Raw genomic sequence first — 23,712 nt, forward strand, 5'->3', positions numbered from 1 at the left:
TTATAGGCGAAACCCGCGCCCGCAACAGCGAGAAGTCGGAGAGGTTTGCTCTGTCCGGGGAAAATCAAGGGCGCCGGAGCACGAGGGGGCGAAAGCCGGGGCGGCCCTATTTGTTCGGGTCGACGCTTCCCTCGGAGGTGGTCACGGGCGTCGTCTCGTCAACCTGGTAGATGTCGCTCGACAGCAGGTCGCGCGTGGTGCGCTCGCCATCCTGGTAGTACACGCGGAAGGCCTCGGACACGTAGTACTGGCGCGAGGTGCCGGCGGCATCGTCACGCTCGTAGCGGCTCACGATCTGGGACGTGGCGTCCACCGTGCGCCCCTCGGGCAGCGGCGCGCCCTCGATGGACACGTCCACCGTCTGCCCCACGGCCTTGGCATGGATGATCATGGGCTCGTCGGTATTGTTCTTCAGGCGCAGGTCGAAGGAGCCGTAGACGATGGTGGCATCGAGGCCGATGGGGGCGTAGTCTGAGGGCACCGAGTGGGGATGGCGCTCCACGATTTCCATATCGGCCTTCACGGCGGCGATGTAGAGGGCCGTGGACACCTGGCACACGCCGCCGCCATCGCCCTGGGCCACTTGCCCGTCGCGAATGACGGCCGCCTCCTGGTAGCCGCGCTCAGCCGAGGTATTGCCCACCACGTCGTTGAAGGAGAACGTGCCGCCGGGCTCGATGACCGTGCCGTCGATGGCCTCGGTGGCCAGGCGAATATTCTCGCGACGGCCGGGGTCGTCGCTCTGGGAAATGGCCTGATAGCTGCCGACGACCTCCAGGCCGGACTCCTCGGGCTGCTCCGTCTCCTCTTCGGAAGTGCCGGGATCGGCCGGAGCGGGCTGGTCGGAGAGGGACTCCGGATCGAGGAACTGGTCGGCCCCGGTCCACAGCACCGGGTTGCCGAAGGCCATGCAGGCGGAAAGGGCCACGGCGCACACGGCCACGAAGGGGGCCACGTAGGGCGAGGCGACGGGCATGCGCGGACGGCGGCCGAAGGCGGGGCGATCCGCCGGCACGCGCGGCTCGACCGGGCGCTCGGCCGCAGCGCGACTGGCCGAGGGACGGCTGTCACTTTGGCGAAGCGTGGGACGAGGGGTGGGGGCCATGGGCTATCCCATCCTCTCGACGGCGTCGAGCTTGATGCGCTCGATGCGGGTGAGCACACTGGCGTTGCGCAGCTCGGCTGCGAGAGCGCGGGCCTTGTCGCCCTGGCCGGCCTTCACGTAGCAGGCCATCTCCTCGAAGCGGGCGCGGCGAGCCTCCGACGTGGAGGACGCAGCCGCAGCGGCCTCGCCGTAGAGACGGGCAGCCACGGGGAACAGGCCCTTGTCGCGCAGGCCCTGGGCCTTGGTGATGAACTCGTTGTAACGCGCATCGCGCGTGGAGGCGGCAGCGGGAGCCGGTGCAGACTCGGGGGTCGGCGCGGGCTCGGCGACCGGGACCGGAGTTGGGGTGGCCGGGGTGGCCGGGGCCGGGATGGCCGAGACTGTCGCGGCGACCGGGGGCTCGGGACGCAGGACGGGGGCAGCCGCGGGCTCCACAACCGGTGCGGGCTCGGGGGCCGGTGCCACGGTCGGCTCGGAGATGGGGGCGGCCGGGGACGGGGCCGCAGCCGGCGCGGGCTCGGGGACAACTGGGGCCGATGCGGCAGCCGGTGCGGACGCGGAGGCAATCGGGGCCGATGCGGGTGCCGGAGCTACGGGCTCGACAGCGATCGCGGTCGGCGCGGGCGCCGGAGCCGCGGGGGCCGCAGCGGCGGCCATGGCGGCGGCCACGGGCTCTGCCGCGGGAACGGCCACGGGGCGCTCCTCGATGGGAGCGCGCTGTTCGGTCGCAGCCGGGACGGCTGCGGGCCGGAGCTCGGGTTCCGAACGGAACGCGGCAACGCGCGGCTCGTCAACGGGCCGCTGCACCGGCGCCTCTTCAACCCGGCGAGGCTCGACAGCGGGGCAGATGCCCGACTCGACGATGCGACGCTCGGGCCGGGGCTCCGCAGCCGACCGAGCCGGGGCGACCGCCTCCTCGCCGCGGCGGGGCTCGGCGGCAACTTCGGCAGCGCGGCGGGGCTCCACGGCAGAACGCCCCTCGGTCGGGGAAGCCGGAGCGGCCGTGCGGGCAGCCGGGGCCGAGGCCGCGGGGGCGTGCTTGGCCACCGGGCGGAACGCCGGCTTGAAAGGGCTTTCCGGACGCGGCGTGAAATCGAGCTCCAGCTGCGGGGCCACGGGAGCGCTGTCGTCCTTGGGAGCCTCGCGGAAGATGGCGGCGAAGTCCACGCTGGCCGGCGGCTCGCCGAGGGCGGGCTCTTCCAGCTCCACCGGCTCCTCCACCTGGGGCAGCGGAGCGGCGGCGCGCGGCTCGGCGGCCGGCGCGGCGGTCTGGCGGCTCTGCGCGGCAGCCTCCTCGGCCTCTGCCGACGGCTTGGCATGAACGCCGCGACGGGAAGCGCCCAGGGGCACCAAGTGGGACGAGGTGGTGCGCTTGTAAGCGAGGATGGGGTTGGGCACCGACGTGGTGTCGGACACCACGAGGTACTGCTCGTCGCCCTCCGGGAAGGGCACCGTCATCATCATGGTGGAGGTCGTATGGGGCGCCTCGGTGCGAGGCTGGAGGGAGGGGGCCATCTCGGGCTCGAACATGCCGTCCTCGCCCTCGTTCTGCTCGATCAGATACTCTTCGATGAACGCCTCGGTGCGCTCGGCCCGCTCCTGGGGCTCGTCGGCCTTGGGGGCAGTGCCGCTCTCTTCCGCAGCCCCGGCCGTCTCGGCCGAAACCGCCTCGGCATCCTCGGCAGCCGGAGCAGCCACCGGCGCCTTCTCCTCGACCGTCTCCGCTGCGCTGGCGATCTCATCGCGCCGCTCTTCCCCATCGGCCGCTTCCGGCGCATTATGGAGGTCGCGGAATTCGTTCACGGGGTGGTTGGGGGCCACGGGCATGACGGCGGCCTCCAGGGCCGATCCGGTCTTGGCCTGGCGCGGGCGCCCGTCCTCGCGGCGCTTCGGCTCGGGACGGGAGGACTTCGAGGCCTTCATGATGCCGCTGTAGGCGGCCACGGGAACGACGATGCAAGCGATGGCGAAGAAGGGAGCCGTCCACACCTGGGAGGCGCCCATGGCCACGGCCCAGAACGCAGCAGCCACCAGGGCCATGAGGACGAAGGAAACCGCCACGGCACGGCGCTGGGGAGACGTCGAGCTGAGGCGCAGCCCGATGATGAGGCCAACGATAATGATCAGCACAAAGAGCGCGATGCCGATCGACATATTGCCCACGTCACGTCCTTCCCTCTTGCAAAATGGCGGTCTTATCCATTAAAAGGGCAGTATAGCATCCGTCAAGAATGACGGCACGAGAACGTCAATTTCTTAGAATTATAGACACAACCAGCGGATTTTCGGTCGTTCCAGCGCCCTGCGAGCAGTCCGCGGGCACCTCCGACCCGGCAGCGCCACGCAGGACACTTTGGCGCCCCCGGGCGGCCCATCCGGAAGCAGCCCGGGGGCACCCCCGACCCGCAACGCAGAAGGCGGCCCCGCAGAGCCGCCTTCCCTTCCAAGCCTTTTGGGGCACCTCCTAGCGGGTGTTGCTCGCGTAGGGAGCCTTGTCCTTCAGCAGGACGTCGTGGGCGCCGCCCTCCACGATGGAGGTGGCGCTCACCAGGGTGAGCTTCGCCTTGTCCTGGAACTCGGGGATGGTGAGCGCGCCGCAGTTGCACATGGTGGACTTCAGCTTCAGCAGGGTGATGGCCATGTTGTCCTTCAGGCTGCCGGCGTAGGGCACATAGGAGTCGACACCCTCCTCGAAGGAGAGGTTCTTCTTCTTGCCGCCCAGGTCATAGCGCTGCCAGTTGCGAGCGCGGGCACTCCCCTCGCCCCAGTACTCCTTCATGTAGGTGCCGTTCACCATGACCTTGGCCGAGGGACTCTCGTCGAAGCGGGCGAAGTAGCGGCCGAGCATAACGAAGTCGGCGCCCATGGCCAGGGCGAGCGAGATGTGGTGGTCGTACACGATGCCGCCATCGGAGCAGATGGGAACGTACACGCCGGTCTCGCGGAAGTACTCGTCGCGGGCCTTCGCCACCTCGATGGTGGCCGTGGCCTGACCGCGGCCGATACCCTTGGTCTCGCGGGTGATGCAGATGGAGCCGCCGCCGATACCAATCTTGATGAAGTCGGCGCCCGCGTCGGCGAGGAAGCGGAAGCCCTCGGCGTCCACCACGTTGCCCGCGCCGATCTTCACGGAGTCGCCGTAGTGCTCGCGCACCCATTCGATGGTCAGCTTCTGCCAGTCGGAATAGCCCTCGGAGCTGTCGATGCACAGCACGTCGGCGCCGGCCTCCACCAGCGCCGGAATGCGCTCGGCGTAGTCGCGGGAGTTGATGCCCGCGCCCACCATGTAGCGCTTGTGGGAGTCGAGCAGCTCGTCGGGGTTGGACTTGTGGGAGTCGTAGTCCTTGCGGAACACGAGCGCCACCAGGTGATCGTCGGCGTCCACGATGGGCAGGGAGTTCAGCTTGTGCTCCCAGATGATGTCGTTGGCCTCCTTGAGGGAGGTGTCGGCCGGGGCCACCACGAGCTTCTCGCGGGGGGTCATGAAGTCGGCCACCTTCTCGTCCAGGGACATGCGGGAGAGGCGGTAGTCGCGCTCGGTGACGATGCCCAACAGCTTGCCGTGGGCGCTGCCGTCGGCGGTGACGGGCATGGTGGAGTGGCCGAATTCCTCCTTCAGATCCACCACTTCGCCGAGGGTCATGTCCGGCGAGAGGTTCGCGTCGGAAGTGACGAAGCCGGCCTTGTAGTCCTTCACGCGGGCCACCATGGCGGCCTCGTCCTCGATGGACTGGTTGCCGTAGATGAACGACAGGCCGCCCTCGGTGGCCAGGGCCACGGCCATCTTGTCGTCGGACACGGCGGCCATGATGGCGGACACCATGGGCACGGACAGCTCGAGGGGGCAGTCCTCCTCGCCCTTGCGGTACTTCACCAGCGGCGTCTTCAGGCTGACGCGGGCCGGCACGCAATCGGCGGGCGTATGGCCCGGGACCAACAGGTACTCGTTGAAGGTACGGGACGGTTCATCGAAATAGTAGGCCACGGCTGCGCTCCTTCTTCCACTCGGTGCCCTGGATTCCAGTAATTGACCCATTATAGGACGAGAAGGGAACATGCACCAGAGCGCCGCCATATTTTCGGCAGCGGCCCATGGCGGCAGCGCCTCTCCTACCGCGCCACGGCGGAGCGGCCCCGCAGCAGTGGGGCCTCCTCCGAGCGCGCCACGGCGGAGCGACCGCCATGGAGCTCCGACGGCCGTCCCGCCGCTAGCCTCCCCTACCGCGCCACGGCGGCGTCCATGGCGTCGGCGAAGATGGGCGTGGCCAGGCCGAAGCCGCCGGAGACTTCCAGCAGCTGGCCGGTGGTGGAGGCGCTCTCGTCGCCGAGGAAGTACACCACGGCCGCGGCGATGTCGGCCGGGTCGGCCATGCGGCCCAGGGGAATGTGGCGCAGGAAGAAGGCCTTGAACTCGTCGGAGAGGTTGTCGGCCACGGCGTCGGCGGCGGTCATGCCCGGGGCCACGGCGTTCACGCGGATGTTCGCCCGGGCCAGCTGCACGGCCATGGACTTCGTCATGTGGTTGATGGCCGCCTTCGCCGTGCCGTAGGCCAGCTGGCTGATATCGGGCACGCTGCCGGCGATGGAGCTGATGTTCACGAGGGAACCGCCGCCGGCCTTCGCCATTTCGCGAGCCGCCGCCCGGCAACCGAGAAAGACGCTGCCCACGTTGGCGTCGAGCCCGGCCAGGAAGGAATCGTAGGTGCTGTTCAGCAGGTCCTTGTCCTCGGCCGGGTTCGTGCCGCCGAAGTTGTTCACAAGGCCGTCGATGCGACCCTCGGCGGCCACCACCGTATCGATCATGGACTGGTAGCTGTCGGGCTTGCTCGCGTCGTTGTAGACGCACTTCACGTGCAGACCCGCCGCAGCCAGCTCGTCGGCCTCAGCCTGGGCCCGCTCCAGATTGCGCGCACCGATGTAGGCAGTGGCGCCTTCCTGGGCGCACGCCTTCACGATGGCCGCGCCGATACCGCGCGTCGCCGCCGTCACTACCACCACTTTATCTTGCAGCCGCATGGGGAATCCTTTCGCGCATCCGGGCCTTAAGCCCGGTGAACAGACAACGCCCCCATCATAGAAAAGGCCGCGCGCGAAAGGGAGTGACCGCTCTCACCCGTTTCACGCCCGTTGCCGAAGGCGCCCGTCCGCAACCCGCGCGGGCCCAGAAAAGGGAAGGAGCCCCGAGGGGCTCCTTCTTGTCGCATCTGGCGTTTCCACGCCTGTTTGGTCTTTGCGCGGCTGTATTTCGCGGACCCGTGGGCCCCGTGGCCGCAGGCGAACCCGTTGTAGCGCGGTTTGGCCGCCAGCGTCGCCTCCTCGGCCGACTGTCGCCACACGACGGCGTCCTTCGGCTTCGCCGGCTGCACCGGATGCGCCCGCTTGCGCTTCTTCGACATACCCTCTCACCTCCTTCGCAAGCAACTTCCAACGATCCCATCCTACACTCAAAACGCCATTCTTCGTCAACGAATCACCCTGTTTTTGCACAAGATCTCGAATTATCAGCGTCTAAGAAGGCCTTCCTACTTCCAATTTATATGCTTTACGATAATTTCTCTTGAAAGTGTCTTGTGCAGAGGCTCATAACTCGCGATCTCGTGCATATTCCGTCGGTTGGCTGACCGCAACTATGCAAAAAGCGGCCACCCGCAGGGCAGCCGCTTTCGTCAGACTCGTTTTCCGCAGAGAGCTTAGAACTTGCGGAACTTGTCGGCCGGGGTAAAGCAGATGGGGCACTTCTCGAAGTCGTCGCCCTTGTGGATGTAGCCGCAGATGGGGCACAGGTAGTAGGCCTCGTCGGTGGGGGCGTCGATGTTGTTGTAGGCGTCCATGTACAGCTCGGCGTGCACGGCCTCGGCCAGCTTGGCGCGGGTGAACACCATCTCGGCCTTCTTGTTGCCCTCGTCGATGGCGACCTTGATGAAGTTCGGGTACATGTCGGAGGTCTCGTAGATCTCGCCCAGGGCGCCGGCGATGAGGTTCAGATCGGTGGCGATGCCCTCGGCCTCGGGGGCGGCGGGACGCTCGTAGCCCGGCTCCATCTCGGTGATCACGCCGGCCTCCAGGCCGATGTGGATCTGCTCGGCGGCGCTGGTGGCCTCGAACAGGCGGGCGATCTGGTCAAAGCCCTGATCCTTGGCGGCCACGGCGCAGGCGGCGTACTTGGCGGAAGCACCGGTCTCGCCGCAGACGGCGGCCTTCAGGTTCTCCAGGGTGGTGCCCACCTCGGTGATGGCCTCGGGGACCACGTTGAAGTTGCTGGAGTTCTCGGCGGTAGGAATAACATCACGCAGATTCATGGAATCGCTCCTTCTTGTTCGTCTTCTTGCTTCGGCCGCTTGAAAAATGGCCGCCTGACAGTATAGTGCGCCCAGCGCCTCGCGCGAGCGAAACTGCGAGGCTTCACAAACCCCTTACTTCGCCCGCCCGGGGACCATCGCGCAGCAGTCGCGGCGATCTTTCGTCCACGGGCCATTATGGGGCACGGGCCCTGGTTTTTCCTTGGCCTTGCGCCCATCCGTTGCGGTTTCGTAGCATACTGAAGACAAGCATTCGCACCTTCGAGAAACGAGGTTTTATGGAACGCGAAGTGGCCTGGAAGCAATACGACGAGGCGGCCCTGACCGCCCTGGAGGCGCTGGCCGCCGACTATATCGAATTCATTTCCGTGAACAAGACCGAGCGGGAATGCGCCGCGGCAGCCATCGCCGCAGCCGAGGACGTCGGCTACGATTCCCTGGCCGACTGCATCGCCGCCGGCACCCCGGTGGGCCCGGGCAGCAAGCTGTGGGCCTGCGCCCAGGGCAAGGCGGTCATCCTCGTGCACGTGGGCAGCGAGCCTATGGCCGCGGGTCTGAACATCCTGGGGGCCCACATCGACTCGCCGCGCCTGGATATCAAGCAGAACCCGCTGTACGAGGCCAACGATTTCGCGCTTCTGGACACTCATTACTACGGCGGCATCAAGAACTACCAGTGGACGGCCCTGCCCTTGGCCCTGCACGGCGTGGTGGCCCAAACCGACGGCACCGTGGTGGAGGTGAACATCGGCGAGGATCCCGCCGACCCGGTGTTCTGCGTGACCGACCTTCTGCCGCACTTGGGTGCCCAGCAGCTGGACAAGAAGGGCTCGAAGGTGGTGGAAGGCGAGGATCTGGATGTGCTCGTGGGCAATCGGCCGCTGGTGAGCACCGCCGACCCCTCCGACTCCTCCGATATTGAGAAGGCCGAAGCTCCCAAGGACCCGGTGAAGGCCCTGGTGCTGTCGCTTCTGGCCGACAAGTACGGCATTGCCGAGGAGGATTTCCTCTCCGCCGAGCTGGAAGTGGTGCCCGCCGGCCGTGCCCGCGACCTGGGGCTGGACCGCTCCATGGTCATCGGTTACGGCCAGGACGACCGCGTCTGCGCCTACACGTCGCTGGCGGCCCAGCTGGCCCTGGGCGATGATGTGCCCGCCCGCACCGCCGTGTGCGTGCTGGTGGACAAAGAGGAGATTGGCAGCGTGGGTGCCTCGGGCATGGCCTCGATGTTCTTCGAGAACACCATCGCCGAGATCATGGCCCTGGCCGGGGAGGACGGCCCCCTCGCCCTGCGCCGGGCCCTCACCCGCTCCCGTATGCTGTCCTCGGACGTGTCCGCCGGCTTCGATCCGGCCTACGCGAGCGTCTACGAGGCGAAGAACTCCGCCTATCTGGGCCGTGGCCTCGTGTTCAACAAGTACACCGGCGCCCGCGGCAAGAGCGGCTCCAACGACGCCTCGGCCGAGTACGTGGCCCTCGTGCGCCGCATCATGGACGATGCCGGCGTGAGCTTCCAAACCGCCGAGCTCGGCCGCGTGGATGCGGGCGGCGGCGGGACCATCGCCTACATTCCCGCGAAGTACGGCATGGACGTCATCGATTCCGGCGTGGCCGTGCTCTCCATGCACGCCCCCTGGGAAGTGACGAGCAAGGCCGACATCTACGAGGCCCAGCGCGGCTACGAGGCCTTCCTGCGCGACGCCTCCTAGGCCGGCTGCCCGAGCCCCGACCCAACCCCCACCTATGCCGAAGGGCTCCCCGCGGGGAGCCCTTCCTGGTTTCACGGGTGGGACACCTTACCGGGTAAGGTGTCCCACCCGGCATCCCGCCCCGGTGGCTGCGGCGACGTTCTTGCCGGAGAAGGCAAGGCCCCCGCGGCGGAGTGGTACGCGATTGTCGCGCTGTACTTCCCTACTCGGCAGTCTCAGCAGCTTCTTCGGCCCAGGGGCTCGCGTACACGGCGTAGCTGGCGAATTCGGGAGCGCCCACGGCGTAGATGTCGTAGTCGGCGGCCTTGCCCGGCTCGGTGTCGACGATCTTGAAGTAACCGCCCTCGATCTTGCCGTCCTGGTCGAGCAGGATCACATCGACCCGCGACTGGGTGGCGCCGTCAAGCTGTTCGCTCGCGGTCACGGTGCCCGTGAACTCCTTGGCGCCGAACTCGGTGTCGGCAGCTCCGCCGTCGGTGACGGTGTACACGTCGCCGAGCTTCTGCTCGGTGGCCTGCCAAGAGCCCTCGGGAGTCGTGATGGTGAAGTCTACCGTCGCGGGCTTGGCGCTCGTCGTGGCATCGGCACCCTTACTCGCCGTAGAGCCGGCCACATAGGAATAGTAATAGGTGGAATCGGGCAATACGCCGGGGGTCTCGATGGTCTCGTCGAAGATCACGTTGCCGGCCTCGTCCTTGCCCACCACCTCGATGACGGGATCCACCGCCTCGACGGTCTTGTTGGGGTTCTGCACTTTCACGGCAAAGTCGACCATGCCGTTGTCGGCAGCGAACCAACCGGAATCGACAATCTGGAGCGCGGCGGGGCTCGCCGCCTCCTGTTCGGCCGTGGCCTCATCAACCGGCTCGGCCGTCACCACCTCTTCAGTTTCCTCAACCGTCTCAACGGTCGCCGGAGCCCCGTTGTCCAGGGCGGTCGGCTGATCGGTCTGCGTGGCCGCACAGCCGGCCAGGCTCAGCGCGAACAGGCCGGAGAGAGCCGCCGTGCCCAAAAAGCGAAGTTTCATGTCAATCACCATTCCCTTACTGAGAGGTCCGTGCTCGATGGACGGGAAGGCGCTTCCCCAGGGGAAGCCCTAGGGACATGATGAGGGGAACGAGGGACCGGCGAAGAGCGCGCAGGGGTGCCGTCAGGGCCGCGCCATGGGATTGTTTTCCTAGAAATCGTGGCGTTATACGGGAGAAATATGCACCTTCGACCTCAAGGTTCACGCTGCGTCAACCAAGGTAACGCCCTGGGTGCATGCGGCGTTCGTCGGGAAAACGGCGCGGAAGTGAGCGCCCTTTCTTCCGGAAAAGAAGCCCCAGAAACACGAAACCCGCAGGGAGGGGAGGTCCTGCGGGTTTCGTGGTGGCGAGCGCGAGACGAGGAGATGCACTCGCCACCCCATAAAACAAGAAGAGAGGAGGTGTCTTCCAGTTGCAGAACCTTCGGTTGATCTGGTGATCTTCCGTCGGCCCGTGCCCCTTCTGACAAAAGTTATAGTACGTTAACTCTCACGACTGATCAAGGGTGTTAACCGTGGTTTACACTTTCTCCACAAGTCGCTCAGCCCGAAAGCGCTCAGCCGAAATGTCCTCGCCTCCCCCAGGCGCCGACCGATCCGCGGAGAATGGCCCGGGCCTCGCCAGAAACGGCCGATGGCGAATTGTCACGGGAAGATGGACGCTTATTTACACGACGGTAACTAAGCGCATCGCTGACCTTCTCCCTGAGGAATGAGGGCCTATACTGCGATCAGCGAAACGGAGAAAAGAGCAGAAACCTCCTCCTTTCCCTTTCCTTTCCTTCTTCTCTCTTTTGGAAGCGAGCATCCCCTCAACAGGCCCGCTTCCGCGAGAACGAGATCTCCCCAATCCGTTCTCGAACCCTGCACGAGGCGGCCCTCCCCAGGCCGCCTCACTTCTTTTCTACGGAATAAACGGCGTCGGGAATCCAGGGGACTCCCCGTCCCCATTCCCAGAAGCTGCCCTCCATGGGAATGCGGCCCCCATCCTTTGCCCGGCCACGGCGGGTTCGACGATGCGCGCTACGATGCCTTGGCGGGAGGCTCCTCGCCTAGAATGGCCAGGGCGCGCCCGTAGCCGCCGGCACCGTAGCTGAGGCATTTGGAAACCCGGGCGATCGTGGTGGCCGAGGCACCCGTTTCCGCCTCGATGGCCGCGTAGGACTTCCCCGCCGCCAGCAGCCGTGCCACCCCGAGGCGCTGGGCGATCTCGCGAATCTCGCGCACGGTGAACAGGTCTTCCAACAGCGCGAAGATGGCGTCCGGATCGTCCATCGCCGCGAGCACCTTCAGAAGGTCGTCCACTTCCGCCGTGCGAATTTCCGCCATCGTATGTCCTCCCACACCTCGCAAGCCCGAAAGGCCTGCCGCCAGCCCTATAAGTAAGTAAGGACCATTGTACTCCAACACAGTAGAGTGGCGAAGCCGTTTCGGAGAACGCCCATTCTCAGCCGCCCCCGCCCCGAACACCCCAATGTGCCACTTTTTAGTCGGAACTTTTGGCATTCGCGCCATTTTTTAGTCGGAATAATTGGCATCCATGCCACTTTTCAGGCGGAAAATTAGCTTCCAGCTCCAGCAACACTTGCGAACATGGTATTCTGACAGCAGCGGAAAGGAGGTTGTTGCCATGGAGCGATTTGCCCTAAAAGACCTGGTTGCCTGGAAGAATTCGACCCATCGGCGCCCCCTGCTCGTACAAGGAGCGCGGCAGGTGGGCAAAACGTGGCTCATTAAGAAGTTCGGGCGCGACAATTTCGCGAAGGTCGCCTATGTGAACTTTCTTGAAGACGAGGCTCTGGTCCGGCAATTCGAGGGCGAGCTGGCTCCCTCAAGGCTGCTCGACGCCGTCACCCTGTACACCGGCGTCAACGCCAAGGACCCGAATACCCTCGTGGTGTTCGACGAGATCCAGGAATGCCCACGGGCACTCACGTCTCTCAAATCGTTCGCCGAACGCAGGCCCGAAACCGCCCTCATCGCTGCCGGTTCGCTTTTGGGGGTCGCCCTCCATCGGGGCACTTCCTTCCCCGTCGGGAAAGTTGACCACCTGTTCATCTATCCCATGACCTTTGATGAGTTCCTGATTGCAACAGGCAATGAGCTCATGCTCAGCACCCTGCGCGAGGGCAATCTGGCCTTGGCCGCCTCCCTTTCCGAGCGCTACATAGAGCAGCTGCGCACCTACTACTTCATCGGCGGCATGCCCGAGGTGGTTCAAACATTTTTGGATACGGGCAGCTTCAGCGAGGCACGGAAGCAGCAGAACCGGCTGCTCTTCGACTACGAGCACGATTTTTCCAAGTATGCCGACGCCGCCCTCGCTGAAAAAATACGGCTCGTGTGGAACTCTGCCCCCGGCCAGCTTGCCCGCGAGAACAAGAAGTTCGTCTACTCCGCGGTGCGCACCGGCGCCCGTGCCCGCGGCTACGAAGAGGCCATCCAGTGGCTCGTGGACGCAGGGCTGCTCCTGCGCGTCAACCGCATCACGAAACCGGGGCTGCCCCTCTCCTCCTATGAGGACAGGGACGCTTTCAAGATCTATCTGTTCGACGTTGGACTTCTGGGCGCTGCAAGCCGCCTCGATGCCTCGGTTCTCGTTGACGGCCACAAACTGTTTTCCGAGTTCAAGGGTGCCCTTACGGAAAACTACGTATGCCAAGAGCTGGTGGCATCGGGCAAGGTGGTTCCCTACTATTGGTCGGCCGAGAACTCCTCGGGCGAAGTCGACTTCGTGTACGATTACGGCCGCTCCGTCGTAGCCGTCGAAGCGAAGGCGACCACGAACCTGAAAGCGAAAAGCCTGCGCCTGTTCGTAGAGCGCAACCACCTCGGCCGCGGTCTGCGCCTGTCGCTTTCCCCCTTCAAGGAGCAAGACTGGGTGGTGAACCTGCCCCTGTACGCCGCAGGTCTGCTACCTGAGTGGTTCAAGGAGCTCCAGGGGAACAACCGATAGGGCCCGAAGTGCGCGACTCCGGGCCCTGGGAGAACGGCGAATTATTGTCCTTTTATTGCGAGGCCTTTTCAGCTGGACGTGAAACCCGCGCTACGCCTGTTTCCACTATACTGGCTGCGAAGACTATTCGCGCTAACTCGAAGGAGGTCCCGCGCTTCTCTACCATGGCTCGCGTCACAGCATTGACGGACCCATTGTGCCTATCAGCCGAGATCGGTGCGACTTCGGGCGGGGCTTCTACCTGGGCACCGAGCCCATGCAGCCGCTTACGCTGATCTGCGATTTTCCCGATGCGCGCCTGTACACCCTGGAACTCGATCTTGACGGCCTTGATGTGCGCGAGCTTTCTGCCGACGCAACCTGGGCCCTCGTCGTCGCCTATTACCGCGGCAAGATGGAGCAGGCTCGAGGCACCGACCTCTATACGGCGACGGCCGCCGTGCTTGAGGGAGCAGATGTCGCCATCGGGCCCATTGCCAACGACCGCATGTTCGTCATGCTCGATCGGTTCTTCAACGGGGACATCACCGACGTCGCCCTTATAAAGAGCCTTTCCGCGCTGCAGCTGGGCAACCAGGTAGTAGCGCTCACCCAAGCCGCCTGCGATGCCATTCGCATCGTGGATGAGCGAGACCTCAGCGAAGCCGAGCGGGCCGAGCTGATTGCCACGAACGAGGCGAACCGGGCCGAGGGAGTGGCTTTGGCCGAGCGTATCTGCCGCGACTATCGCCGTGAGGGGCGCTTCTTCGACGAGATATTGGAAGCTGGTGTTCCCCTTGGCTGACCTGCGATTGGACCAACGACAGCTGTGCGACATCCAAGGGCGGCTCTTCGAGCTGGCCCGCGCCAACGGCTACGATTGCCCCGCCTTTATCGCCGCCTTCATGGAGAGCGACGTAGCCCGGCGCATGGACGCAACGTTCGACTTTCTGCAATGGGCCGGCGAGGAATACCTGCTAGAAGAGCTGAACGACGAGGTGGGCGGCCTTCCCCGTGCCGGCACTACCTGGGGCCGCGAGCCCATGTACTGGACTGGCTGGCTGTATCGCTTTTGGCACTACCTCACCGGCGAGACGAGCCGTGCTATCTATGCCACCGCCGACGCCGCCACCATGGGCGGCGCTTACCTCGGCATGCACACTCTCGACCCGGAAATGGCCATCGAGAACTTGAAGGAGCTGGCGGCGCAACGGTCGCAGGCCTAAGCGATTTCCTTGCCCGTGCCTTTCAAAGCCATGGCTCTCCAGGCCGTTTAGCGGAAAGACTATCCTTCGAAGAAAGCGCTGAAGGGCGGCTATACGAACCGGATTAAGCGGCCTTCCGCAGCTTGCGGGCGTAGGCGAGGGCGAGGGAGGCGCCGGTGAGGGCTATGGCGGCGGCTACGGCGAGGGCGCAGGCGAAGCCCTCCGCGCTGGCCTGAGCGGCCGGGGCGCCGGTGACGGCGAAGGCGGCCGTGGCGGCGCTCATGACGCCGATGTAGAGGGCCGGCCCCAGGCAGGCGGACAGCTGCACGGCCATGGACATGAGGGTGACGCCGTGGGAATCCAGCTCGTTGGGCAAACGCCGCAGGCCGGCGGTCTGGGCCGGCGAGAGCACCATGCCCGTGCCGAGGTAGCCGAAGAAGATGCCCACCGTGGCCGCGGCCACCGAGCCCGCGAGTGCCCCGCCGATGGTGACGAGAAGCCCCGCGGTGGCGATGCCGAGCCCTGCGGGCAGCACGGGCCATTCCCCGCGACGGTCAAGCACACGGCCCGACAGCACCGATGCCGTGGCGTTGGCCAGCACCGGTGCCACCATGAGCACGCCGGCGGTGCTGGCGGCCAGGCCCGCGGCCTCCTCGAAGTACAGCGGCGCCATGACCGAGAGCGAGAAGTAGGTCATCATGGTGATCATCACGAGCACGGCCGCCGGCCAGAAGGCGGCATGACGCACCGGCTCCAGGGACACGAGCGGGCGGGTCAGGCGCACCTGGCGCCGGGCGAACCAGCCGAGGGCGAAGGCGGCGCCGATGAGGGCCGCAGCGCCCACCGCCGGGTGCAGGGCCACTTCCGAGAGGCCCACGGACAAAAGCGTCACGCCCGCGGCCACGAGCAGGGCCGAGGGCACGTCGAAGGGCTGGCGCTGCGCCTCGCGGCCGCCGCGCACCACGAAGGCGCCGGCCCCGGCCAGCAGCACCGCAGCGACCAGGGGCACCGTAAACACGCTGCGCCATCCCAGATCGCTCACCATGAAGCCGGTCACAATAGGGGCCGTGGCGGGACCGATGGTGATCATGGCCGAGCCGATGGCCAGGTAGGTGCCCATATTCTCGTGGGGCACGCGATCGACGATGACGTTCATCATGAGCGGGATGAACACGCCGGTACCCAAGGCCTGCACGAGCCGCGCCACCAGCAACAGCGCGAAGTTCGGCGCCACGAGGCCGCCGAGCGAACCGACAATACTCAGCCCGGCGGCGGCAAAGAACAGTGCCCGCATGGTGAGGCGCCGGTACAGGTAGGCCATGCAGGTGACCACCACCGTGACGGCGATCATGTAGCCGGTGACGAGCCACTGGGCTGTCACGGCATCCACGGCGAAATCACCCATGATGGACACCAGGGCCATGTTCACCAAATTCTCGTTGAAGCCAGCTAGAAACCCGCAGCCGTAGAACACCGCCAACAGCGCCTTGAGCGAGGGAGTGCGCATGGGCCTTCCTTTCCTCAGTATCCGAACCGTGAAGCGCGGCGGAACCCAGGGAACGGCCGCAGGCAGCGTAGATACGAGGAAGAATCCTCGCCGCGTTCTGCAAGCCGCTAGTATAGCGCAAAAGGGCCGCCCGCCACGGAATCGTCACGGACAGACAGCGCGAACGTTTCCGCACCGACGCGCGCATTCGGTCGCCCGAAGACAGCCAAGATCCCTCCGATACCTTGCTCGGAGAAGTCGTTTCTCTTTATCACTTCTTTATCAAACGGCTTGAGGCCGGGCTCGTGGGAGCATCAGTGCGACTGCTCCTCGAGCCAGAAGGCGTCGAAGGCGTCCATGAGTTCCATGCGGGAGTGGACATCGCACTTGCGGTAGATGCTGTGGACGTGAGCACGCACGGTGGACTCGGCGATGAACAGTTTCTCGGCGGCGAAGCTGGTGGTGCGACCGGCCAGCAGAAAGGCGGCCACCTCCGCCTCGCGCCGCGAGAGGCCCCGGGCCTCGGCAAAAGCCACAGCCGCCTCCTCGCGGGTTGGGCCCTCGGCGCCATGCTCGGCGAGAGCGCGATCGTCAGCCACCGAGGCCAGGGAGGCGAGATCGCGTTCGGTGAACACGACGGATACGGCCAGAAGGGCCGCGAACAGGCCCAGCGCCACGAGGAACGCCACGGTGGCGTGCATCCCCGCCGCCGTGGCTGCGGCGAACACGACAAGCCATCCGGCGAACATGCCGACGGTGATGGCGAGCCGGGCGGCGGCCATCACCCGCAAAAGCGACGAGTCGTTGGCCTTCACCACGTTGCAGCAGTCGTTCAGCACGAGTAGCTCGAACAGCACGTAACCGAGCGCCACGCAAAAACCGCCCACGGCATCGGGCAGTACCGGCACCACCATGAGCAGAAACCCGAGCCCCATGAGCGGGGCCACGGCGCGGTAAAGGGCATAGGGCCGCTCGGGGTGGCGGGAAGTTTTGAAGAAGGCGAGGCAGATGAGCCCGAGCGCGATCATGGCCACGGGCTCCACCGTGAACGACGCCTCGGGGCCGGCGAACAGCACGATGCCGCAGGAAACGGAGAACGCGAAGGAGTACAGCACGAGGCCCCCGGCGGCCCGCACCTGCTGAGAGCGGCCCACCATGCGGGCCCGAGCCGCAGCCCAAGGACCAGCGGCCGCCTCCCCCGCCGCGGCCGGCACGCCCTCGCCTGCGACCTCGGCCCCCACCGCGGCCCCCTCCGCAGCGCCGAACAGGTTCTCACCCGTGCGGGCGGCGTTCAAGCGCTGCGAGAGCACGAAGGCCGCTCCCGACAGCACGGGGAACAGCACCGCCGCAGCGGCCATGGCGTTGAAGCCGAGGGCTACCGTCAGAAGGAAGAGCACCGAGCCGATGGCGTAGGCGCCCACGAGCAGCACAAACGTCTCGCCTAGCTTCATGTAGCCGAAGAAGCACAGCCACAGAAGGAACATGCACACCTCGCCGAGGGCGGCCGCGACGGCCGAAGCGCTCGCCGCCGCCGGCACCGCTCCGGCCGCCAGCACCAAGGGCGCCGAAACAGCACTGGCGATCACGCCCGTGCCGAGCAGCGCCCACTGGCCCGCCCGGGTAGCCAGCGGACGGGCCGCCACCAGGGCCGCAACGAGTCCAAGAGCCCGCACCGATAACTCCATCATCTCAAAGGGCGCGCCGCCGAAACCCGTCGGCGCCCCGATGAGCGGCGAGGGCGTCACCCCCGCCAGAAACAGCCATGCCCAGAAAAACCCGAACCCGAGAAACCGCACGGGAAAGAGGTTCCCGTCTGCGCCCCTATCGGTTGCCATAGTGCCCGCTCCTCTCCCCTTCACGGGGCATTCCCATAGCTAAACACCCTCCACCTGCGGTTTCACCGAACCTAAGCGTTTTGGTGGAGGGGAATATTGCCGTTTTTACAGCGTTTAGGAGAATGTTCAGCACCCCTTTGTCCGCGTAACCTTGCCTGCCAAGGGAGGCTCGAAATGACGAGTGGATGAGCCTCCCGCAGTGTACCAGAAACCCCTTGCCGCCGTCTTGCGGCAGCCTCGGGCAATCACGGGAGAGGAGACGCGTGATGGGGAAGAAGGAGAAGGACACCAACGCCACGGCCCCGGGTCTGAGCCGGCGGTCCCTGGTCGGCGGGGCTGTCATGGCCGCCGGACTGGTGGCCTTCGGAGGCGCTACCGTGGCCTTCGGCGGTGAGATCGAGTCGTTGCGACCGCCCGGAGGCCAGGACGCCGATCGGTTCTGGGGCGCCTGCATCCGCTGCGACCGCTGCCGGGCGGCCTGTCAGCTCACCGCCATCGGCGTGGAGGGACTGACCCCCGGCATTATCGGGGCGCGGCTGCCCCTGATGGACTTCCGCGAGGGCTACTGCGACATGTGCAACGGCGAGTACCGCTGCATCGCCGCCTGCCCCACCGGAGCGCTCACGACCTTCGACCCTTACGTGGACAAGATCGGCATGGCCGTGGTGAACGAGGACGAGTGCCAGCTGTTCGGCATCTCGGGCACCTGCAACGCTCCCTGCATCGATGCCTGCACTTGGGATGCCCTGGCCCTGGATGGGCATGGGCGCCTGGTGGTGGACGAGGAACGCTGCAACGGCTGCGGTGCCTGCGAGTACGTGTGCCCCACGAGCGCCTACCGCAACTACGACGCCAGCAACCGGCGCGGCATCAACGTGGAGGTGTGGCATGGCTAAGGCGAAGACCACCGGAAAGACCGTTCAGTCTCCCAAGCCGTCGAAGAAAGAAGGCCGTTCGAAGGTGAGCCGCGTGCGCCGGTATGTCCCGGGCATCGTATTCGCTCTCCTCCTGATCGGGCTGGTGACGGGCGTCGGCTCGGGCACCCTCTGCTCGGTGGGCTACGAGTCCATCGCGGCGGTATGCCCCCTGGGCGCGTTGGAGTCGCTCTTCGGCGCTGGAACCTTCGTAGCCCGAGCCCTCATCATCCTGGTCGTGGCCGCCGTGGTGGTGCTGCTCGTGGGCAAGGCCTTCTGCAGCTGGGTGTGCCCCATCCCGCCGCTGGATCGGTTCCTGTCGGGCAAAAAGCGCCGCGAAGCCGACAAGGCGGCCCGCACCGAGGCAGCCCAGCATGTGAGCACACGGCTAACCGGGTGCGCAAGTTGCGCGGGATGCCAAGACAGCACCGGCGGCGAGGGCGTGAAGAACACCGGCGCCAGTACCGGCACCGACGCCAACGGCTTCGCAATGGCCGAAGGCTCCTCGCCGAAGAAGCGGCGGTTCGCGAAGGTGGACGGCCGCCACGTGGTGCTCGGCGGCTCGCTGGTGTCGGCGGCGGTGTGCGGGTTCCCCGTGTTCTGCCTCATCTGCCCGGTGGGCCTCACGTTCGCCACGGCCATCGCCCTCTACCGCCTCGTCGGGTTCAACGAGCCCACGCTGGACCTCATCGTGTTCCCCCTCATCATCGTGGCCGAGCTCACGCTGCTGCGGAAGTGGTGCCACCGCTTCTGCCCCATCAGCGCCCTCATGGCGCTTCTGGCCAACTTCAACAAGGCCACGCGCCCCAAGATCGACCCCAACCTCTGCCTGCGCAAAGATGGCACGCCCTGCACCGTGTGCGCCACCGTCTGCCCCGAGTTCATCGACCCGGCGGGGGATCTGGGAAACAGGGCCCTGGCCGAGTGCACCCGCTGCGGCCAGTGCGCCGAGGCCTGCCCCACCGACGCCATCCGCTTCACGAAGAAAGGACTGACCCGTGGAAACCGCTAGCATGCCCGCGCCTCGCCCCGACGACGCCAGCGCCGAGGCCACCTTCGAAGAGGCCGTGGCGTCCCTCACCGAAACGGTGAACCGGGCGCCCCTGCACCGCGAGATCTTCCTGAAGCTCCTCGCCTTCTGCACCACCCAACGTCCGCTGGCCGAGGCCGAGGAAGCGGCCCGGGGCTGCCCCGAGTTCGCCTCGGTGGCCCAAAGCCCCTACCGACTCATCCGCACCCTCGTGCACGCCGGCGGCCTGTACTGGCTGGAACTGGACGAGACCGGCACGCCGCTCACACTCCAGTTTAAGGCGGGCCTCACCCCCGACGAGATCGAGGACGCCACCTTCGCCTACGCCGTGGTGACCACGCCGGTCGGCGAGCAGGTGGCCGACGACCTCGCCCCCGAAAAGCGGCTGCGGCGCCTGTTCGACCTCGTACCCCAGCGGATGGGCACCTACCTGGACCTCATGGATTTCTGCCGCGAGCAGCGTACCTTCAAGGAGATCGAGGCGCTGCTGCGCGCCCGGCCCGCCACCACCTTCGCGAGCACCGCATCAAGCCAACCCTTGCAGCCGAGCTTCTTCGTGGACGCACTGGAACGCTCGGGCGGCCTTGCCTGGAACGATGGATGGAAGATCACAGAGAGGGGAATGAAGATTCTGCAAGAACTGAGCTAGACCGACCGCACCACCCCGAGAGACGAAAGAAAGAGAGGAAGCGATGACCCAGACAACCCTGAGCCGACGGGGCTTCATGAAAGCCGCCGCGGCCACCGGCGCGGCCTTAAGCGCCGCATCCCTCCCGCTGTTGGAGGCCACCGACGAGGCCTTCGCCGACGGCTCCGTGGAGCGCGTGATGCACAAGACCGCCTGCCACGGCTGCACCAACTGCTGCCCGGTGCGCGTGTACACCGAGGACGGCCGCGTCGTGAAGATCGAGGGCGACCCGGACGGCCCCTTGAACAAGGGCGGCGTGTGCCTGAAGTGCCTGTCCCAGATTCAGACCGTCTACAGCCCCCGCCACGTGCTGCATCCCATGAAACGCGTCGGCGAGCGCGGCGAGAACAAATGGGAGGCCATCAGCTGGGACGAGGCCGTGGAATTGGCCGGCGAGCAGATCGCCACGGCCGTGAAGAAGTACGGCCCCTACTCCTACTGGAGCGCCCGCGGAGGCGGCGGTGCCTATATCGAATGGGAGACCTCGGGCCTCGACTACACCTTCGGCGGCTGCAACTCGCTCGCCTCCGGCGCCTGCCAATGCGCCATGCCCCGCGACTTCGTGTCCACCACCTCGGTCGGCTTCAACTGCTGTGTCGACATGGATAACGTGGACCGCTGGGTGGGCATCACTGACAACGCCGAGCTGGACGGCACCCGCCGCGACGACACCGAGCGCGTCTTCGTGCTGTGGGGCAGCCAGCCCCATTCGTCGAAGGCGGCCCACGGCGGCCACGGCCTCACCGACGCCCGTTCCAACTTGGGTGCCAAGACCATCGTGGTGGACCCGTACCTGACCGCCGAGGCCTCCAAAGCCGACGTGTGGCTGCCCGTGCGGCCCGGCTCCGACTGCGCCCTCATGCTAGCCTGGATTCACCACATCATCGAGAACGACCTGTACGATGAGGAGTTCGTGAAGCACTGGACGAACCTGCCCTTCCTCATCAACCCCGACACGCGCCTGGCCTACAAGGCCGAGGACGTGTGGCCCAACTACGTGAACCCGGCCGCCGATCCCAAGGGTATCTACGACACCCCGGCCTACGTGTGCTTCGATGCCAAGACCAATTCCATCCAGCCCTTCCCCTTCACCGCTCCCGAGGATTGCGCCGTTGACCCGGTCATCTTCACCACCGCCACGGTGAACGGCAAGGAGGCCAAGACCGCCGGCCAGATCTACCGCGAGGAGGCGGAGCCCTGGACCCTGGAGGCGGCCGGCGAGACCTGCTGGCTCGATCCGGAGCGCATCCGCGAGGCCATCGAGCTGTACGCGAACGCCGATTTCGGCGGCCTCTCCAACGGCGTGTTCTCCGACCACCAGGAGAACTCCTCCACCGCGCCTTTGGGGGCGCTCGCCATCGACGCGCTGCTCGGCTACGTGGAATCCCCCTGCTCCGCCTTCCAGAACCACGGCGCCGCCAGCCGCACTCCTGACCGCCCGACCCAGCGTCTGGGCGTGTTCTCCTCCACCTTCGAGCGCTACGGCCTGGGCTGGACCACCGGCCTCACCAAGGGCGAGAACGACCGCCTGTTGGACGAGATTGTGGCGGGCTGGGACGCCAAGGGCCGCGACGGCAAGGAGATGCAGCGCTACTTCTTCCAGTCCCGCTGCGACACCATGGGCGCCAACGAGCATAAGGGCACTCACCAGTGGCAGACCTGCGCCCCCAAGGAGCTGCGGCTGGCCATCACCACCGGCGAGCCCTACCGCCCGCGCGTGATGTACGAGATGTCCGGCAACAAGTACGCGGTCATGGGCCCGTCCCTGGAATGGAAGAAGGCCTACGACCAGCAGGACTTCGTCATCCAGCAGTATCCGAACATGACCTCGTTCACCGTGCAGACCGTCGACTTGTTCCTGCCCACCAACGAGTGGCTGGAGTACGACTCCTACGAGGCCCCGGGCACCCACTTCAACCGCCACTACGCCCGCTGCCAGGTGACGCACCTCGGCGAGACCGTGAACCCCTTCGTGTCGCCCTACCAGGTGGCAGAAGCGGCCGTGGAGAAGCTCGGCGCCGAGAACGTGTTCGACCCCGACGCCTACAAGGTGCCGTTCTTCGAGAGCCTGGAAGCGGCCCGGGCCGCGTGGGCCGAGCAGATGGGCAAGGAGAGTTGGCAGGCGATGCTCGACGACATCGACCACCGCTTCACCGAAGAGCCCATGGACACCTACATGGCCTACTACCAGTACAAGGAACCGGTGAGCGATGGGCTGCCCCGCGGGTTCGCCACCATGTCGCGCAAGGTGGACGTGTACTCCGAGGCCATGCTGCGCCTGGCCCGCACCGGCTTCCCCTACATGTACCCCTTCGATCAGCCGGCCTGCGAGGATTACGACCCCATCTGCACCTTCAAGGAACCCACGGAAAGCCCCCTCGAGGGACAGCCGGGCTACGATCCGGAATACCCGCTGGTCATCACCACCGGGCGCCTGCCCCACTTCCACCACGGCACCATGCGCCACGCTCCCTTCGTGCGCGAGGTCATGCCGGCCCCGGAGCTGAAGATCAACCCGGCCACGGCCGCCGAGTACGGCATCGAGCATTTGGACTGGGTGAAGATCACCTCGCGGCGCGGCTCCTCCAATGCCCGGGCCTACCTCACCGAGGGCATTGCCCCCGGCGTCCTCATCACCGAGCGCTTTTGGAACCCGGAGTGCTTCGACGAGACCCAGGAGACCATCACCCCGGGCATCGAGGAGTGCGGCTACAACATCATGTCCGCCGACGAGTTCCAAAACCCCTGCTTCGCCACGAACAGCTACCGCGCCTTCACGGTGAAGATCGAGAAGACCACCCGCCCCGAGCGCATCTGGATCGAGAGCGAGCAGTTCCAACCGTTCATGCCCACGCTTTCGGGCGAACCTGTCACCGAGGAGGTGTTCTAAATGCGCAAGGGCCTGCTGATCAACCTGGATCGTTGCTCCGGCTGCGACAGCTGCATCGTGGCGTGCAAGCTGGAAAACGACCTGCCCCTGGGCCATTTCTACAACAAGGTGATCGCCGTGGGCCCCACGGGCACCTTCCCCGACGTGGAGAAGTACTGGCTGCCATCCCAGTGCCAGCAGTGCGAGAACCCGGCCTGCGTGCATGTGTGCCCCACGGCGGCCAGCTACCGCGACCCGAAAACGGGCATGGTGCTCATCGACAAGGAGAAGTGCATCGGCTGCCAGTACTGCATCTACGCCTGTCCCTACGGCGTGCGCCAGTTCAACGAGGACGCCGGCGTGGTGCAGAAGTGCACCCTGTGCGCCCAGATCACCGCTGACGGCGACGGCGTGCCGGCCTGCGTGCACAACTGCAACTGCGGCGCCCGCTTCTTCGGCGACTACGACGACCCCGACTCCGACGTGTGCCGCGAGCTGGCGAAGTACCCGGACGAGGCCATCCACACGCTGCCCGACCCCGGCAACGCCAAGCCACTCACGCGCTACATCCTGTCCCCCAAGATCGCAAGCTGGAAGGAGCTGGTGTAAC

The 23,712-nt window shown here is 66.1% G+C and carries 18 protein-coding genes and 1 pseudogene; 9 read left to right on the plus strand and 10 right to left on the minus strand.

The window, feature by feature from the left end:
* Window positions 1-106: 106 nt before the first annotated feature.
* The 6 genes from ACTOXK_RS05185 to ngr form a co-directional block, all read right to left on the minus strand.
* Window positions 107-1,105 (minus strand): VanW family protein, encoded by a 999-nt coding sequence (locus ACTOXK_RS05185; protein ID WP_482278089.1) that lies wholly within the window; start codon window positions 1,103-1,105, stop codon window positions 107-109.
* Between the two features lie 3 nt (window positions 1,106-1,108).
* Complete coding sequence (locus ACTOXK_RS05190; RefSeq protein WP_482278088.1) at window positions 1,109-3,268, minus strand: hypothetical protein; 2,160 nt, start codon at window positions 3,266-3,268, stop codon at window positions 1,109-1,111.
* Window positions 3,269-3,569: 301 nt separating this feature from the next.
* Window positions 3,570-5,090 (minus strand): IMP dehydrogenase, encoded by a 1,521-nt coding sequence (locus ACTOXK_RS05195; RefSeq protein WP_482278087.1) that lies wholly within the window; start codon window positions 5,088-5,090, stop codon window positions 3,570-3,572.
* Window positions 5,091-5,323: 233 nt separating this feature from the next.
* Entirely contained in the window at window positions 5,324-6,121 is a 798-nt protein-coding gene (gene hdhA / locus ACTOXK_RS05200) for a 7alpha-hydroxysteroid dehydrogenase (RefSeq protein WP_482278086.1), read from the minus strand.
* 26 nt (window positions 6,122-6,147) lie between these two features.
* Entirely contained in the window at window positions 6,148-6,501 is a 354-nt protein-coding gene (locus ACTOXK_RS05205) for a hypothetical protein (protein ID WP_482278085.1), read from the minus strand.
* Between the two features lie 294 nt (window positions 6,502-6,795).
* Window positions 6,796-7,404: a nigerythrin gene (gene ngr / locus ACTOXK_RS05210; protein WP_482278084.1), complete on the minus strand. Its 609-nt coding sequence runs from the start codon at window positions 7,402-7,404 to the stop codon at window positions 6,796-6,798.
* A 278-nt stretch (window positions 7,405-7,682) separates the two neighbouring features.
* Between ngr and ACTOXK_RS05215 the strand changes: the two genes are divergently transcribed.
* Entirely contained in the window at window positions 7,683-9,113 is a 1,431-nt protein-coding gene (locus ACTOXK_RS05215; protein ID WP_482278083.1) for an aminopeptidase, read from the plus strand.
* A gap of 202 nt (window positions 9,114-9,315) precedes the next feature.
* Here the strand turns inward: ACTOXK_RS05215 and ACTOXK_RS05220 are convergent, their stop codons facing one another.
* Together ACTOXK_RS05220 and ACTOXK_RS05225 are read right to left on the minus strand one after the other, a co-directional pair.
* On the minus strand, window positions 9,316-10,140 hold the full coding sequence (locus ACTOXK_RS05220; protein WP_482278082.1) for a hypothetical protein: 825 nt from the start codon (window positions 10,138-10,140) through the stop codon (window positions 9,316-9,318).
* A 1,023-nt stretch (window positions 10,141-11,163) separates the two neighbouring features.
* On the minus strand, window positions 11,164-11,469 hold the full coding sequence (locus ACTOXK_RS05225) for a YerC/YecD family TrpR-related protein (protein ID WP_482278081.1): 306 nt from the start codon (window positions 11,467-11,469) through the stop codon (window positions 11,164-11,166).
* Between the two features lie 301 nt (window positions 11,470-11,770).
* Here ACTOXK_RS05225 and ACTOXK_RS05230 point away from each other — a divergent pair, with 301 nt between their 5' ends.
* The 3 genes and pseudogenes from ACTOXK_RS05230 (at window position 11,771) to ACTOXK_RS05240 (ending at window position 14,301) form a co-directional block, all read left to right on the plus strand.
* Window positions 11,771-13,096, plus strand: a complete 1,326-nt coding sequence (locus tag ACTOXK_RS05230) for an ATP-binding protein (RefSeq protein WP_482278080.1) — start codon at window positions 11,771-11,773, stop codon at window positions 13,094-13,096.
* Window positions 13,097-13,265: 169 nt separating this feature from the next.
* Window positions 13,266-13,880, plus strand: a pseudogene (locus tag ACTOXK_RS05235) (DUF3990 domain-containing protein); the annotation flags it as partial.
* The gene (locus ACTOXK_RS05240; protein WP_482278079.1) at window positions 13,873-14,301 is read left to right on the plus strand and encodes a hypothetical protein; all 429 of its coding nucleotides are present in this window, start codon (window positions 13,873-13,875) and stop codon (window positions 14,299-14,301) included. The pseudogene ACTOXK_RS05235 and the gene ACTOXK_RS05240, both read left to right, overlap by 8 nt.
* A 103-nt stretch (window positions 14,302-14,404) precedes the next feature.
* Here ACTOXK_RS05240 and ACTOXK_RS05245 read toward each other — a convergent pair whose 3' ends face one another.
* Together ACTOXK_RS05245 and ACTOXK_RS05250 are read right to left on the minus strand one after the other, a co-directional pair.
* Window positions 14,405-15,787 carry an MFS transporter gene (locus tag ACTOXK_RS05245; protein ID WP_482278078.1) on the minus strand — a complete coding sequence of 461 codons (1,383 nt, stop codon included), beginning with the start codon at window positions 15,785-15,787 and terminating at the stop codon, window positions 14,405-14,407.
* A 293-nt stretch (window positions 15,788-16,080) separates the two neighbouring features.
* A complete protein-coding gene (locus ACTOXK_RS05250) occupies window positions 16,081-17,601 on the minus strand; it encodes a helix-turn-helix transcriptional regulator (RefSeq protein WP_482278077.1) in 1,521 nt (506 codons plus the stop codon).
* A gap of 266 nt (window positions 17,602-17,867) precedes the next feature.
* On the opposite strand from ACTOXK_RS05250, the gene ACTOXK_RS05255 reads away from it, so the two are divergent.
* Genes ACTOXK_RS05255 through ACTOXK_RS05275 form a run of 5 tightly spaced genes read left to right on the plus strand, consistent with a single transcriptional unit; the run spans window position 17,868 to window position 23,711 of the window.
* Window positions 17,868-18,497: a 4Fe-4S dicluster domain-containing protein gene (locus tag ACTOXK_RS05255; protein ID WP_482278076.1), complete on the plus strand. Its 630-nt coding sequence runs from the start codon at window positions 17,868-17,870 to the stop codon at window positions 18,495-18,497.
* Window positions 18,490-19,527, plus strand: coding sequence for a 4Fe-4S binding protein (locus tag ACTOXK_RS05260; protein ID WP_482278075.1), 1,038 nt, complete (start codon window positions 18,490-18,492; stop codon window positions 19,525-19,527). Before ACTOXK_RS05255 ends, ACTOXK_RS05260 begins: the two co-directional genes overlap by 8 nt.
* Window positions 19,514-20,194 (plus strand): hypothetical protein, encoded by a 681-nt coding sequence (locus ACTOXK_RS05265; RefSeq protein WP_482278074.1) that lies wholly within the window; start codon window positions 19,514-19,516, stop codon window positions 20,192-20,194. Before ACTOXK_RS05260 ends, ACTOXK_RS05265 begins: the two co-directional genes overlap by 14 nt.
* A 43-nt stretch (window positions 20,195-20,237) precedes the next feature.
* Window positions 20,238-23,123: a molybdopterin-containing oxidoreductase family protein gene (locus ACTOXK_RS05270; RefSeq protein WP_482279867.1), complete on the plus strand. Its 2,886-nt coding sequence runs from the start codon at window positions 20,238-20,240 to the stop codon at window positions 23,121-23,123.
* A complete protein-coding gene (locus ACTOXK_RS05275; protein WP_482279868.1) occupies window positions 23,124-23,711 on the plus strand; it encodes a 4Fe-4S dicluster domain-containing protein in 588 nt (195 codons plus the stop codon).
* The last annotated feature ends 1 nt before the right edge of the window (window position 23,712 follow it).

This window comes from Adlercreutzia sp., assembly GCF_056795635.1.

Bases quoted from the DNA above. Each gene is read 5' to 3' on its own strand.
- ACTOXK_RS05260 (WP_482278075.1), top strand. From the start codon at position 18,490: ATGGCTAAGGCGAAGACCACCGGAAAGACCGTTCAGTCTCCCAAGCCG.
- ACTOXK_RS05185 (WP_482278089.1), bottom strand. From the start codon at position 1,105: ATGGCCCCCACCCCTCGTCCCACGCTTCGCCAAAGTGACAGCCGTCCC.
- ACTOXK_RS05270 (WP_482279867.1), top strand. From the start codon at position 20,238: ATGACCCAGACAACCCTGAGCCGACGGGGCTTCATGAAAGCCGCCGCG.
- ACTOXK_RS05215 (WP_482278083.1), top strand. From the start codon at position 7,683: ATGGAACGCGAAGTGGCCTGGAAGCAATACGACGAGGCGGCCCTGACC.
- ACTOXK_RS05205 (WP_482278085.1), bottom strand. From the start codon at position 6,501: ATGTCGAAGAAGCGCAAGCGGGCGCATCCGGTGCAGCCGGCGAAGCCG.
- ACTOXK_RS05255 (WP_482278076.1), top strand. From the start codon at position 17,868: ATGGGGAAGAAGGAGAAGGACACCAACGCCACGGCCCCGGGTCTGAGC.
- ACTOXK_RS05220 (WP_482278082.1), bottom strand. From the start codon at position 10,140: ATGAAACTTCGCTTTTTGGGCACGGCGGCTCTCTCCGGCCTGTTCGCG.
- ngr (WP_482278084.1), bottom strand. From the start codon at position 7,404: ATGAATCTGCGTGATGTTATTCCTACCGCCGAGAACTCCAGCAACTTC.
- ACTOXK_RS05250 (WP_482278077.1), bottom strand. From the start codon at position 17,601: ATGGCAACCGATAGGGGCGCAGACGGGAACCTCTTTCCCGTGCGGTTT.
- ACTOXK_RS05275 (WP_482279868.1), top strand. From the start codon at position 23,124: ATGCGCAAGGGCCTGCTGATCAACCTGGATCGTTGCTCCGGCTGCGAC.
- hdhA (WP_482278086.1), bottom strand. From the start codon at position 6,121: ATGCGGCTGCAAGATAAAGTGGTGGTAGTGACGGCGGCGACGCGCGGT.
- ACTOXK_RS05225 (WP_482278081.1), bottom strand. From the start codon at position 11,469: ATGGCGGAAATTCGCACGGCGGAAGTGGACGACCTTCTGAAGGTGCTC.
- ACTOXK_RS05230 (WP_482278080.1), top strand. From the start codon at position 11,771: ATGGAGCGATTTGCCCTAAAAGACCTGGTTGCCTGGAAGAATTCGACC.
- ACTOXK_RS05245 (WP_482278078.1), bottom strand. From the start codon at position 15,787: ATGCGCACTCCCTCGCTCAAGGCGCTGTTGGCGGTGTTCTACGGCTGC.